General features: G+C 62.3%; 8 protein-coding genes. 3 read left to right on the top strand and 5 right to left on the bottom strand.

Going from position 1 to position 13,920, the window contains the following annotated elements; translation table 11 throughout:
• Window positions 1-55: 55 nt before the first annotated feature.
• The 3 genes from HMPREF2845_RS05395 to HMPREF2845_RS05385 all read left to right on the top strand — a co-directional run bounded on the left by HMPREF2845_RS05395 (window position 56) and on the right by HMPREF2845_RS05385 (window position 8,333).
• Window positions 56-2,932: an endonuclease gene (locus HMPREF2845_RS05395; protein ID WP_070634086.1), complete on the top strand. Its 2,877-nt coding sequence runs from the start codon at window positions 56-58 to the stop codon at window positions 2,930-2,932.
• Complete coding sequence (locus HMPREF2845_RS05390; protein ID WP_070634085.1) at window positions 2,925-5,258, top strand: DUF7825 domain-containing protein; 2,334 nt, start codon at window positions 2,925-2,927, stop codon at window positions 5,256-5,258. Before HMPREF2845_RS05395 ends, HMPREF2845_RS05390 begins: the two co-directional genes overlap by 8 nt.
• 444 nt (window positions 5,259-5,702) lie before the next feature.
• The gene (locus HMPREF2845_RS05385; protein ID WP_070634084.1) at window positions 5,703-8,333 is read left to right on the top strand and encodes a hypothetical protein; all 2,631 of its coding nucleotides are present in this window, start codon (window positions 5,703-5,705) and stop codon (window positions 8,331-8,333) included.
• Between the two features lie 116 nt (window positions 8,334-8,449).
• On the opposite strand, the gene HMPREF2845_RS05380 is transcribed toward HMPREF2845_RS05385, so the two are convergent.
• The 5 genes from HMPREF2845_RS05380 to tal form a co-directional block, all read right to left on the bottom strand.
• The gene (locus tag HMPREF2845_RS05380; RefSeq protein ID WP_012903584.1) at window positions 8,450-8,797 is read right to left on the bottom strand and encodes a type II toxin-antitoxin system HicB family antitoxin; all 348 of its coding nucleotides are present in this window, start codon (window positions 8,795-8,797) and stop codon (window positions 8,450-8,452) included.
• Window positions 8,798-8,914: 117 nt separating this feature from the next.
• Window positions 8,915-10,018, bottom strand: coding sequence for a 6-phosphogluconolactonase (locus HMPREF2845_RS05375; RefSeq protein WP_070634083.1), 1,104 nt, complete (start codon window positions 10,016-10,018; stop codon window positions 8,915-8,917).
• Window positions 10,011-10,997: a glucose-6-phosphate dehydrogenase assembly protein OpcA gene (locus tag HMPREF2845_RS05370; RefSeq protein ID WP_005506118.1), complete on the bottom strand. Its 987-nt coding sequence runs from the start codon at window positions 10,995-10,997 to the stop codon at window positions 10,011-10,013. Before HMPREF2845_RS05370 ends, HMPREF2845_RS05375 begins: the two co-directional genes overlap by 8 nt.
• The gene (zwf, locus tag HMPREF2845_RS05365; RefSeq protein WP_070634082.1) at window positions 10,994-12,541 is read right to left on the bottom strand and encodes a glucose-6-phosphate dehydrogenase; all 1,548 of its coding nucleotides are present in this window, start codon (window positions 12,539-12,541) and stop codon (window positions 10,994-10,996) included. Before zwf ends, HMPREF2845_RS05370 begins: the two co-directional genes overlap by 4 nt.
• Window positions 12,542-12,818: 277 nt before the next feature.
• On the bottom strand, window positions 12,819-13,919 hold the full coding sequence (gene tal / locus HMPREF2845_RS05360) for a transaldolase (RefSeq protein WP_070634081.1): 1,101 nt from the start codon (window positions 13,917-13,919) through the stop codon (window positions 12,819-12,821).
• Between the last annotated feature and the right edge of the window lies 1 nt (window position 13,920).

Below are 13,920 nucleotides of genomic sequence, written 5' to 3'. Positions count from 1 at the left end.
ACCCTCCATTCAACTCTTTGCAACCATTCACCATCAACTCTGAAAGCAGGTACCGATGACTGATACCGCCCAGCCGCATAACGCAGGGGAGCGCACCCTTGAAGAGCGCCGTGCCGCTCTCAAAGCCCTCATGGCGGCAGAATCAACTGACGTGCAGGAATACCATGCCGTCATCACTGGCGCTACCGAGGAGGAGCGCGCCTCCCTCGCCCGAACCCTCACCCCCAAGAGCGTCATCGGTAGCGACCACATTAACCGCACCCCGCTCGCCGCCTACGTTGCCGGGGCGCTCGTGCGCACTCCCGACGGCGACCCTTGGGAATACCACCGTTCCGCCGGCCGCGCCATGCGCACCCTGCTCTGGGAGGGGAAACCCGATCAGCAGCTGATTGACGCGTTCCTGCTCGGCGCCACCGAACGCCCCGAGGAGTGGATTCTGCGTTTTATTGAGGGGCTGCCGAATTCTTGGGCGCGCTCGAAGAAGATCTGGGAAACCTGCTACACGCTGCTTCGCGCTCGAAACCTGAGCTGCGATGCCCCCGAATACCTGGTCCTTTTCCTGCATGAAGCTCTACCCTGCGTGAAGAAGGGAAGCGCCAGCAATCACGCCCAGCTCAAAACCTTCTTCACCCGCGATATGACCCTGCTCGACCAGGAATTCTGGGCGGTTTTCCGTACCGAAGGGGTGCTCTTCAAAGGCTACGGCAACTACATGGGCGAAAGCGCCGAACTGTGCCGCCTGATGGGCGAATACTTCGACATTCGCGACGAGATTCTGGACGCCCTGCTGCGTGGCCTGACCAGCGATTTCAGTGCCTTCAACTCGGCTGCGTTCCACTCCGTCTACACCGATCTGCAGCCCACCGACGCAGAAAACCGGGCACGCTTCGGGCAGCTCATGGCTGTCCTCACCGCAGAGCCCAGTGCCTCCGTCGGATTCGCTCAGACCATGCTGCAGAACGTGCTCAAAGCCTGCGCACCCGCCGCCCTGCAGAAGACCCCCGATCTGCAACCCCTCGAACAGCTTGACCTGGAACAGCTCATCGACGCACTCGGCGCGAACCTCTACCGCACCGAAAAGAAGATTCAGCGCGGCGCCCTGCGCCTGCTCAAGCTCATCGCCACCCAGTACGCCGGTTTGAGTAAAGCCAAGCGTAAGAAGGCGCAAACCGCCGAGCAGGTGGCGCTCGCCAACTATGTTGCCGACCGCGTCCTCGAAGCCTACGAGGTGCTACCCCTGGAACTGCGCGGTGCCGCGGAAGCCTGCCTGCCCGAAGACCGCCTGCCCCAGCAGGAAGAGGCGGAGGCGGCGGGCGCCTCCGTAGAGGTGCCGCCGGTGCTATTGCCCGGTACCCCGCATCATGAGCCGTTCACCCCCATTACGAATCTGAACGAGTTCTGCGCCCTGCTGATCGAGGAATCGAACACCACCTCCGGCCGTGTGGCGGGGGAGAAGAGCCCCCGCGCTACTGGTGAGAACCTGGCGCGTCTTTACCACTTTGCCGCGACCGACAAGCTGGCACCGGCGGAACAGCAGCAGCTTCGTACCCTGCGCAAAATTGCTGACCATTACAGCTACAACAACGTCGCGTACATGCCTGCGCTCTGCGCCGTGTTGGAAGCTAACGCCGAGGCCGCGGGATACAAGTCTGAGGAAATTTCCGAAATGGCTTCGATCATGCAGCGTTTTGAACGTAGCCAGCTGATATGGCGGCGCTCCAGCGACCATAGCAAGCTCATTTCTACAGAAGAGATGGTGCGCCTGGTCGTCCAGAATAAGCACCACCTCTGGGACCCTGGCTACACGTCGCTAGAAGGCTACCGTGACCTCTACAAGATCTTCCGCGAGCAGATGCGTGCCGTCGCCGCCGGGGGAGAGTACCACACAGAAGGTCGCATGGTGCGCCTGCTGAGCGCACCACTACCTGCCCGTCAGCTTACCTACAGCGACTGGACTTATCGCACTGTTTCTGCCCTGGATATCCCCTGGAGCGTCTACTATTCCGGCCTTAATGACAGCAAGGTTGAGGAATACCGTAAAGCTAGCCAAGCGGGAGAATCCACCGGAAAATTTGTTGCCGCCGACTTTGTTCGTCATGAACCGATGTGGCAGGTCGAGAGCGATATCACGGATACCGTGGATGAGGCGCGCGAGGCGCTGAGCCACGCAACCGCTAGCATGAGCCCCGAGGAGACCATCGCCTACGAGGTACTGAACACCGCGTTCATTCCCTTCACCTTTTTGCCGAATGCTTCTGAATCGTACGGCTGGCAGGGCGACTTCATGACGGCGCTTACCGAATGGGCGTCCTGGCTGCTTCAGAACAACCCGGACCTGCTCTCTGCATACTTCCTGTTTGCCGCTTCGGAGTGCGTTGAGGAGAAGACCGTCACCCCCGTTCCCGTACTCATGCGTGCGTTGAGGGAGTCTACCGTGCAGGTGGGCGCCCCGACCTGCACTCTGCTCGGCTATGTGGCGAGCGCGAAGAATCCTGAGTACCGTCTGGCGGCGGCAGAGGCCATTGCGGCGCTCTTTGAGGCGGGCCTGCTGGATACGTCAACCTTCGCAGAGACCCTGAAGTGGGCTCTGGAGGACGGGATGGTCCTTGCGAACCGCCTGGTGGCGACCCTGCGTGAGGTGTCGGGTATCGGTGTTCTGGCGGGTTGGCGTGTGCTGCAGGTTCTGCGCCTGCTGCTGCCGATGGTCGGTGAGCTGACGAAGGGCGGCGACTATGTGCGCCTGGCGGTGGAGCTTGCCGAACTGTACGGCACGCCGGTTGAGATTCCCGCCGTCCTGGAGCCGAAAATGAAAGGCTCCACGGTGCTGGCGAAAGCACTGCGCGCCCTGGCTGCGGTGACCCCGCGCGTGACTGAGGAGGCGCTTGCCGCCCGCGAGGCCGCGCTTGCGCTACTGGGTGAGAACGGTGCCTAATACTGTGCCTGAAAGCGTGCATCCTGCGGCGCCTGCGTGGAGTGCCGAATACCTGCAGGAGTTTCTGTGGCGTATTGTGCCGGGCCGTTCCATGCGTTCTATGGATGATGAGGCGATTGCTGAATTCTTTAGGGAGCATCCGGAGCACTGGGAAAAGATCTGGGCGCTGTTTACCGTGGAGGGTGCCATGCCCTCGAATGGTTTCGCGATTTGGTTTATTTATGATGCTCAGCTGACCATCTGCGGTCATGATTTGCTGGTGTATTTGGCGGAGCATTTTCCGCAGTATCGCGCCCGGATTGAGCAGGAGTGCGTTCAGGCATTGCTGCGTGATTATGCGCCGCAGAACGCCCGCGTTTTCTCGCGTGCCTTTGAGGCGCTGACGGCGGTCCCGAAGGGTCTGCGGGGTGCTGAACGTAAGCAGGCTTTGGCGGAGCGGGCGCAATCCTATGCTCGGCACGGTGCGCTGATTCCGGCGTTGTTGGCTTCGCCGGTGGCGACCACGGCTGCTTTGGGTGCGCAGATCTTACAGAGTATTCTGCAGGTCTGCGCGCCGTCTGGCGGTGCTGCCTCTGCCGGTCAGGCGCCGCTGACTGCTGATGAGCTTCAAACCCTGGTGGCGGAGGCGCTACCTGCCGCCGCGCAGTTGCTGTTCCGGCGTGAGAAGAAGCTGATGACCGCCGGTTTGAAGGTGTTTGAGTTGAGTGTCCGGGCGGTACCAGAACGTGCCGGTGAGGTGTCTGCATATGTGCAGGATGCTGTGGAGGTTCTTCCTCTGGAGCTCAAGGACCGCGCCCAGAAGCTGTGCCCTGACACTGTGCCTGCACAGCCTAGTTCGATTCAGCCTGCCTCAGATCAGCCGCCCCGTAGTGTGCGGATTCCGGATGTCCCTGCCCTTGGGCTCTCAGCATCGGAGGTGAATGCCGCCCTCAACGCGGCGCCGCAGGCGGGGCGCGCCTCCGAAGCTACCCGGGATGCTATTCGCAACGACCGGGACTGCGAAGAGCTGCTGTTCGCCCTCTACCACCTCAACGAGAGGGAGCAGTCTGCCCGCCGCATCCCGGCGCTGCTGAACTACCTGCATCGGGCGCATCAGGAGGGGCGAGTCATTGAGTTCAGTCCCGCTTTTCAGAAGCATCTGCGTCGTTACCTGAGCCGTGCCTGGCATGACGTTTGCGACCAATTGCGCTACCTCGCCTACCGGCTGCTGGTCCAGCATGTGCACGCCGCAGACCCTGACCCGCAGGCAGCACTCACCGAGCACACGGGTCGTTTTCAGGGTGCTGATTTTCATTTCAGGGGGTACCCGCGTAAGGGTAGCGAATATTGGGCGTACCGGTCGCCGACGGCGCTGTTCCACGAGCAGCTTCGCGTTGCGTTCGGGGATCAGCCCTATAGTAGCGAGGGCGCGGCTGGGCAGGGCTTTGCGCCTCTGCTGGCTGAGCCGCTGCCTGCGGTGGAGCGTTCTTTTGAGCGCACGGTGATTCGTTTCAAGTCGTACCGTGAGGCGTTTCCGAAGGTTCTGCACGGCGAGTATGAGGTGAATGATTCCACCTATGAGCTGTGGCGGGTGCCGGGGGAGGAGCTAGCCACGGAGCGGAGTACGTTCACGGCGGCGGCATACACGGTGGCTGGTGCCTGTGTGGAGTATCCGGGGCGTTCCCTGGAACATGCCGAGGTGCCGTCTGTCGCCCTGGTATGTGGCTGGTACGCCTGGGCGATGCGCCACAACCCGGACCTTCTGGCGGCGCAGTATAAGCCGTTGCTGAGCGTGTATCAGTTCTCTCGTCTTCACGGTTTTGAGGAGGTTCTGCAGGCGCTAGGTGCGGCGGAGCGTGCTCTGGGTGTGCCGTCGTATAACTTCCTGGCGTGGGCTTCTGTAGTGTACGCCCCGGAGCGTCGCGCGTTGACGGCGGAGACGATTGCCTCCCTCATTGACCGCGGCAACTGGGATGCGCACCTTTTCGCCAGTGAGCTCGGGTACCTCCTGGAGCACGGCTGGTTCGGGGCGAATCGTCTGGTGCAGACGTTGAACGATGCCGCTTCGTTGAGTCCCTTGGCGGGGTGGTCTGTCTTCCAGACGGTGCGCTGGATTCTTCCGTTGGCTCCGCAGGTGGGTCAGGGTGCGTCCCTTGTGAAGCTTGCGGTGGAGCTTGCCGAGCTGTACGGCACGCCGGTTGAAATCCCCGCCGTCCTGGAGCCGAAGATGAAGGGCTCCACGGTGCTGGCGAAGAGCCTGCGTGCCCTGGCCGCGGTGACCCCGCGCGTGACTGAGGAGGCACTTGCCGCCCGCGAAGCTGCGCTCGCCCTGCTCGGGGAGTCCTAACCCGAAAAACCTACCTGCCGGTGAGGCTACTTGTTCCTTAGCTAGAGCCTCACCGGCGGGTAGAAACCCCCTAGTAGAAACCCCTAGTATGCTTCGGTGACGAAACGGCTTGACCACCGTCGCGGGGCGGGAGTACTCTATAGGTAATGGCGGATCATGAAGAGTCCTACTTTCTGAAATATCTTTTCCTATATTTATCGGATTCTTCGCTTCCCGCCATTTTTCTTTTAATCCCCCGTTCCCACGCGGCTGACAGATAAGCGGCTGATGGACAAGCATGCGGCGGATAAACACCGCCTAGGCTCCGCTTACGTAACCGCCTGTTGCCCCCGCAGGTCACCGATGACCAAACCCCGCGACAACCCGCACCCACGCCGCTACGATAAGAACATAGACACACCACCGACGGTGACAGCCGGGTGAGACCAACGGAAAGGACGACCCGTGACCACTCCCTACGATGCATCCCCCTACCTGCAGGAATCACCCTATTTCAACGAATCCGCCTACCTTCACGGCGAAGCGCCCGAGGGCCTCAGCCCCCTCGTGCGCCTCATCCTGATGCGCCGCTACGGCGTATACGTCTTCACCGACCTGTACGGCCCCTACTACCGCTCGAACTACTCGAGCATTAACGAGCTGCACCACTCCGGCGCATTCGACACCGACCTGGGGCGAGTATCCGTCCTGAGCAATTGCGGTCTGACCCTCAGCCCTGAGTCCCTCGCCCAGGCGCTGAACGCCAGCGCCAACGAATTTGCCCTGTTCGCGACCATCTGGTCCTACGAATACGGGTACCGTCCCGGCCGCGTGTTCCGCCGCGACTTTGATTTGCGCGCCCTGACGCTCACCGACGAGCAGCGCTACACCGAGCAGATTATGCACTACCTCTCCAACCCGTACTATAACCCGGACGGCACCGAGCGCATTCTTGGCGGCCTGCCCGAGAACTACGTGCCCTACGAGTGGCAGCAGCCGATGAGCCGCTCCAACTTCGCGTCCATGGAACGCAACCGCCGACCCCTGCAGATGGTCAGCGGCGTGCAGAACGCCCTGATCATGGCGGGTGCCCTCTACCAGCAGCTGCTCGGTCAGCAGCAGGCGTACAACCAGACCGACCAGCGCGACCTTGTGGCGTTGCGCCGTTTCCTTGCCCAGCATGACGCGCTGCCGGCTGCCCGACCAGAGAACACCAGCCGCGAGAACCGCGTGTTCATCGCCGCCTGCCTGCACCCCGAAGACGCTGAGCGTCTGCACACTATGAAGGAGGCGCTCGCTCTCGCCGCCGCATACTCGCGCCTGCGTTTCAACGGCACGGTGGGTGACCTGAGCCTGAGCATCGCACCGCGCCTGAAGCTGCGTCGTAGCGAACGCACCCGCATCGCGCACCTGCTCAACCGGGTGCTGGAAGCTGACCCGGTCGGTGCCCGCTACGACAGCGCGCCCAATGCAGAGATGTACAAGCGCCTCGTCAAGGCGATTCACCCCGGCGACTACCCGTCACTGACCGCGCTGAGCCGCTGGGCTGACGACCTGTACCGCGGCGAGGTGTACAGCTTCGAATCGCTGGTAGACCGCGCCTACGCAACCCGGGATGCGCAGAACGTGGCACGTCTGCTCTCCACACGCCCCGGCGTGTTTGCACGCCAGCTGGTGCGCGCCCTGGACGCTTTCGAGGTGCCCCGCTACGGTATCGACACCGCGCCGAGCCCCGGCCAGCAGGTCATCTTTGACGCGTTTGCCGCCGTGGCGCCGCGCGTTTCCGCGCCCATCCTGGTGCAGATCCGTAACCTGGTGACCCTGCAGCGTAACGCGCTCGCGAACCCGCCGAAGGAGCGCCCCGCCAACCCGGTGGCGGTGCAGGAGGACCGTGAGCTCGCTGACTACGCGCGCCGTAACCCGGAGGGCGTCGCGAGGGTTCAGAACATCATGCAGAACGCGGGCATCCCGAACCCGCTGGGCTCGTTCTTTGACCGTAACGCCGGCCTGTCTAACCCGCACACCTCTGTCCCTGAAAGCCCGCGAAACACTCAGCGTGCCGCGGCTTCCGTTCAGAAGGCTCAGCCTGCCGCCCCGCAGCGCATGAACCTGTCCAAGACCGGTATCGCCACCATGATTCCGGCGCGCGAGTACAGCCCGGCGGTGCTTGACCTGCTGGAGCGTCTGGTCGAGATTGGCCTGTCCGGCCGTCTTGCCGAGACCTCCATCTACCTGCCCGAGCAGGTGGGCGATACAATCATGCCGCTGAACACCCGCAGTGCCCGCCCCTCCCTGGACGGCATGGGCCGCTACAACACCTCGACGGTGCACCTGCCGCCCACCGGCGTGATCCGCCTCTTCTGCTTCTGGGATGAGGGTGTGGACATTGACCTGTCGCTGATGATGTTCGATGCCGAAGGCAACTACATGGACAAGATCAGCTACTGGTCGCAGACCGTGAAGAACAGCCAGGGCGCCATTTACGCGCACCACTCCGGCGACATTACCGACGGTACCGGCGGCGCCTGGGAATACATCGACATTGAGGCTCGCAAGGCGCTCAAGGCGGAAGTGTGCTACCTCGTGCCGGTGGTGCAGCTGTACTCCGGCTTCGGGGAAGCACACACCCTGGCCGCGGTGAACGACCTGCAGGCGGGCTTCATGGTGGTGCCCGCCGTGGGCGTGGGCGAGGTGCACGAGGTGAGCCAGGTGCACACCAAGTTCACTCTGCGCGCTGAGAGCCGCGGCGTGCTGCCGTTCATCGTGGACCTGCAGAACCGCGACCCGTACGACATCCCCGATGAGACCGACGCCATCGTGAAGGTGACGGATATTGGTCTTGCCCACGGCATTAACGTGCTGCAGTCCGGCGCGAACATCACCGCCGTGCGGGAGCACTTTGACTGGGCGCAGCCCATGACGGTGCGCGAGTACCTGCAGCTGACCGGCGCGAAGCTCACCTCGAGCCCCGAGGAGGCGCAGCAGGTGCTGGAGGCGACGGTTCCGTCGCTGGCGGCACTGTACGTGGGCTTTGAGAACGAAGCGGAGGAGGCCCAGGAACAGGATCCACAGAATCCTGCCGCTGCTGAACAGTAGGTAGGCGTAGCAAAAGAGTGGAGCCCCGGATAGTCGAAACTATCCGGGGCTCCACTCTTTTGTCATGTCATAACATTTTGGAATCTTCGTTGGATGATGAAGACATACTGGCTTACTTAGGCGACTGCTTCGAGCTGTTGGCTCACGTACTGGTTCAGGCTCTGGTGAGAAAGCGCTGCCTGCTGAACCAGACGACGATGCAATTGCGGTGAAACACGCAAGTTGAATCGTCCTGAGAAGGAACGCAGAGAGAACGGTTCGGGTGCCTCGCGGCCGTCTTCTTCAAGAATCTCAAGGGTATCGGCGACGACTTCTCGAATACCCGCGAATGCTTCGGTCGAGGTCGGTGCCAAGTATGAGAGGCTGGGAAATTCTGCGACGGTTCCGACAAATTCCTGGTCGTCTTCAGACCACTCGACGCGGTAGGTGTAGAGCTCTTGGCGGGGGAGAGTGTGACTCGGCATACTTCATGGTACCACTTCTAGTACCATTTGGGCTGGTTTAAAAACCATAGAGAAAAGCCCCGGATAGATGTCTATCCGGGGCTCCACCCTTTATCCAATGCAGTTCAGAACCGAACCTTACGGGCGGTTCTCAGGAGCCAGCGACTCCTCGGTTGCAAAAATCAGGGTCTGCTTCTTACCGCGCGCACCCACCGCCGGGGTTTCCAGCAGCAGCTCCGCGTTCAGGTCCTCAGCGTCCAGCTTCGCGCCAGCTAGCAGGCGGCTGGTCGCATCCTGCTTATCCTCACCGGTGATGAGGAAGAACACGTGACGCGAATTATTGATAATCGGCAGGGTCACCGACACGCGCTCAGCCGGCGGCTTCGGCGAATCAGAAACCATCACGGTCACAGCCTTACCGCCCTCAACTGGATCCTCCGGCAGACCGGTACCCAGCAGAACCTGCTTACGGCCCGGGAACAGGGAAGCAATATGACCGTCCGGGCCCATGCCCAGCAGGGTGATGTCAAAGACCGGTGCGGGCCACTGGCCGCCACCGCCACCACCGCCACCACCGCAGCCTCCGCCGCCGCATCCGCAACCACCTGCGGGCTCAGCAGCCTCAGCGTCAAATTCGTCCAGGGTGGTCTCTTCGATGGACTGCTCGGGTGCGGAAGAACCGCAACCGCCGCCACCACAACCACAGCCGCCGGAGCCGCCGTGCTCGTGACCTGCGCCGCCACCGTGACCGCCAGCCAGCGGCAATTCGGTTGCGCCCTCGGGCATCTGCACACTCACAGCCGGTGCAGAACCGGCGTAGTCGCGCATCTCAAAGGCGTAGTGCTCAGCTGCAGCTTCCAGGCCGGTGAAAATATCGGACGGACCCATGCGGTGCACATTGCCTACGACCAGGCCGTGCGACAGCAGGGGAGCGAGCAGCACCTCAATAGCCTGACCGTCATTACGTTCGGGGCTACGCTCGGGCACGTAACGCTCATCGGAGAACCAGAAATGCACGCGGGACCAGTCGATATCCTTCACACGTTCGTTCTCAGCCCATGCCTTCAAGGTGGCGATACCCATGGTGCCGCCGGTCAGCGAAATGTGGGCAATCGTGCGCTCAGAGAGCACGTGCTCAATGATGTCGAGGATGCGGGTCACCGCGTCCGCTGCGAGAGCGTCGCGGGTCGGGTGCGCCACCAGGGTGGGGGTGGATGCGCCCATGTTCTGAATCTTAGGCATCGAAAACCTCCGGGTATTCTTCGAGGTCCAGCATGTCTTCAGGCTGGCAGGTGTCATCGACGAGGGTGACGGTGCACAGCGCCTGTTTCAGCACGTCACCGTAGGTGTCGTCCGGGTCGAGTCGGCGCAGCTCCTCAGAGATGCACTCGGCGAGGGTACGCACCGGCAGCGCAATCTGCTGATCGGGTGCGTACGGGGTGGAGATGGTCGCCACGGAAATGCCGGGGCGGAACATCGTCACGGAACCGTCTTCACGCTCAATGCTGACGCGGTACAGGCCGCGGTTTGCCGCGCCAATGGTGGCGAGGTGTACGGGCGCTTCAAGCTTCCAGCCGAGCCACGTACCGAGCAGCACCACGGACGGGGACTTGCTCGAACCCCACACAACCACGCGGCGTACGGGGGAGGAAGGCATCTGCTCCATGAGCGCTGCCAGCTGGGTGCGCCACAGGGTGAGGCGGGTCCACGCCAGGTCGGTGTCGCCTGCACGGAATACGTCGGTGAGCTTACGCAACGCTTCCTTCGGGTCGTCGGCGCGTGCAGAGTCGGTAATGCGACGCTGCGCGATACGACCGATGGAGTGCTGTGCCGGGTTCTCGGGCACCGAGTGCGGCCACCAGACCACAATCGGGGAGTCCGGCAGCAACAGACCGGAGATCAGTGCTTCGGTCGGGCGAGATGCGCTACCCCAGCCGCGCAGAACAATCATCTCGGATGCGCCGGTGTCGCCGCCGAGGTGGATTTCTGCATCCAGCTGGTCCGGGTCGAGCGGGTCGTGGGAGATGTGCACAATAATGCGGCTCGGGTGTTCGTGGGAGGCACGAATTGCGGCGCGCATTGCTTCGCGGGAGTGGCCTTTTTCCGCGAGAACAACGAGGGTGAGAACTCGTCCGCTACTGAGGCTACCGTTGGCGGCAGTCAGGTGGCTCAGTTCCTTGTTGATAGCGGAAACGGTGGTGTTATGCAGGTGCGAGATCACGGGCGCCTCCAAGCGCGGTTGTCACGCTCAAGCATCTCGTGTGCTGAACGCGGACCCCACGAACCGGACTCGTAGGGTTCAGGCTTAATGCGGTTTTCTTCCCAGTACTCTTCGAAGGGGTCGAGGATCTTCCAGGAGAGCTCAACTTCTTCGTGGCGGGGGAACAGCGGCGGCTCGCCGAGCAGAACGTCCAGGATGAGGCGTTCGTAGGCTTCGGGGGACTCTTCGGTGAAGGAGTGGCCGTAGCCGAAGTCCATGTTGACGTCGCGGATTTCCATCTGGGTGCCGGGCACCTTCGCGGAGAATCGGATGGTCATGCCTTCGTCGGGCTGCACGCGGATGACGATGGCGTTCTGGCCGACCTGCGGGTTTTCACGTTCGCCGAAGAGACGGTCGGAGGATTTCTTGAAGACCACGGCGATTTCGGTGACGCGGCGGCCCAGGCGCTTGCCGGCGCGCAGGTAGAAGGGGGTGCCTTCCCAGCGGCGGTTTGCGATGGACACCTTCAGCGCTGCGAAGGTTTCGGTGCGGGAGTCTGCGGGGATGTCGTTCTCGTCGAAGAAGCCGTTGACGTGCTCGCCGCCCTGGTAGCCTGCGGCGTACTGGCCGAGTGCAAAGGAGCTCGGCAGGTCGTCGATACGGACTGCTTCGAGGACCTTCGCCTTCTCGGCGCGCAGGTGCTTGGCGTCGAGGCTGAGGGGCTCTTCCATGGCGGTGAGGGCGAGCAGCTGCAACAGGTGGTTCTGGATGACGTCGCGGGCTGCACCCACGCCGTCGTAGTAGCCTGCGCGGGAGCCGATGCCGATGTCTTCTGCCATGGTGATCTGGACGTGGTCAACGTAGTTGGAGTTCCAGAGCGGTTCGAACATCTGGTTGGAGAAACGCATCGCCAGGATGTTCTGCACGGTTTCCTTGCCCAGGTAGTGGTCGATGCGGAACACGGCGTCGGGCGGGAAGACTGCTTCCACGATGGAGTTCAGTTCGCGTGCGCTTTCAAGGTTGTGACCGAAGGGCTTCTCAATGACCACGCGGCGCCAACCGTCGACGGGGTTGACGGTGTCGTTATCGCGCGATGCGAGGTCGTGTTCGGCGAGCTTGGTGAGGACCTGCTCGAATGCCTTCGGGGGAATCGACAAGTAGAAGGCGTGGTTGCCGTGAGCGCCACGCTCGTCGAGTTCGGCGAGGGTGCTCTTGAGCTGTTCATAGGCTGCGTCGTCGTCAAAGGCACCTACGACGAATCGCATGCCCTGCTGGAACTGGTTCCATACGTCTTCGCGGAAGGGGGTACGGGCGTGTGCTTCAACGGATTCGCGTACGTAGGAACGGAAATCGTCATCGCTCCAGGGGCGGCGGCCGAAGCCGACAAGGCCGAAGCTCGGGGGGAGCAAACCGCGGTTCATGAGGTCATACACTGCCGGAAGCAGCTTCTTGCGGGCCAGGTCACCGGTTACGCCAAAGAAGACGAGCGCGGACGGCCCCGCAATGCGGGTAATGCGGCGGTCGCGAGTGTCCCTGAGGGGGTTCGCTTCATGACCGATAGTCACAATATATTCCTTTGATTGCCTTGGTTGGTTCGTGCGGCGCGCGGTTCGTACCTTATTCGCGCGGAGGCGATGCCGCATTCTGGAAGGTGTGTACCCTGTATTGTACCGGTTTTGACGGGATTGTCTCAGTGGCACCCTAATTCGCCGAGATTCCCCGAGCGGTGAAGCTCTGGCGGGAACCCCGGCGGATTAGGACGCGGTGCCGCGGTGCGCATCGGGCGGTGCACACCGATAGTGTTTAGTGCCGCGCTATATTTTCGGCGGCTACTGGGGTGCGCTACTTAGCCTGCTCGAGTGCCTCGCGGACGGTCTGCAGCAGCTCTTCCCAGGAGACGTCGAACTTGGACAGGCCCTCAACCTCGAGCTTCTCCACGACCTCCGGGTAGGAGACGTAAGCGGAGATAGCGTCCAGAACCTCATTCGCTTCGGAGTAGTTCGGCACGATGGTGTTGCCGGTAACCTCGCCGTGATCGGCAACAGCGTTCAGGGTTGCCTCGGGCATGGTGTTCACAGTGTTGGGTGCAACCAGGCCGGTGACGTACAGGGTATCCGGCAGGGACGGGTCCTTCACACCGGTGGATGCCCACAGCGGGCGCTGTACGTTCGCGCCGTGTGCCTGCAGGCGTGCCCAACGCTCGGAGGAGAACATTTCCTCGAACACCTCGTAGGCGAGGCGTGCGTTTGCCAGGCCTGCCTTGCCCTTGAGCTGCACAGCGTCGCCGCCGGCAGCTTCGAGGCGTGCATCGATTTCGGTGTCTACGCGGGAGACGAAGAAGGATGCGACCGAGTGGATGGTGGACAGGTCCTTACCGTTCTCCAGCGCCTGCTCCAGGCCGAGCATGTAGGCGTTGATGACCTCGCGGTAGCGGGTCAGGGAGAAGATCAGAGTCACGTTCACGCTGATGCCAGCAGCCAGGGTTTCCGCGATGGGGCGCAGGCCTTCCTGGGTTGCGGGGATCTTAATCATGACGTTTTCGCGGCCCACGCGCTCGTAGAGTTCACGTGCCATCTTGGCGGTGCCTTCGGCGTCGCGTGCCAGGCGGGGGTCAACCTCGATGGAGACGCGGCCGTCAAAACCGTTGGATGCCTTGTAAACGGGTGCAAACACGTCGCAGGCTGCGCGCACGTCGTCGCAGGTTGCGGCGAAGACTGCCTCTTCAACGCTTGCGCCGGCGGCGGCAAGTTCACGCATCTGCTCGGCGTATGCGGCGCCCTTGGAGAGCGCGCCAGCGAAGATGGTGGGGTTGGTGGTCACACCGACGACGTTGTGGGTCTTGATGAGTTCGGCGAGGTTGCCGCTGGTCAGACGCTCACGGGAGAGGTCGTCAAGCCAGATGGAGACGCCGGCGTCGGAAAGCTTCTGAGTGGACTCAGACATG

The sequence above is a fragment of the Rothia sp. HMSC065B04 genome, from assembly GCF_001812285.1.
GTDB lineage: Bacteria > Actinomycetota > Actinomycetes > Actinomycetales > Micrococcaceae > Rothia > Rothia mucilaginosa.
Note: the sequence above shows the minus strand (reverse complement) of the source record. Positions and strands in the feature narration are given on the sequence as shown.

What these genes read in the sequence shown, in the direction of transcription:
- tal (WP_070634081.1), bottom strand. Translation starts at nt 13,919, where the DNA reads ATGTCTGAGTCCACTCAGAAGCTTTCCGACGCCGGCGTCTCCATCTGG.
- HMPREF2845_RS05395 (WP_070634086.1), top strand. Translation starts at nt 56, where the DNA reads ATGACTGATACCGCCCAGCCGCATAACGCAGGGGAGCGCACCCTTGAA.
- HMPREF2845_RS05375 (WP_070634083.1), bottom strand. Translation starts at nt 10,018, where the DNA reads ATGCCTAAGATTCAGAACATGGGCGCATCCACCCCCACCCTGGTGGCG.
- HMPREF2845_RS05380 (WP_012903584.1), bottom strand. Translation starts at nt 8,797, where the DNA reads ATGCCGAGTCACACTCTCCCCCGCCAAGAGCTCTACACCTACCGCGTC.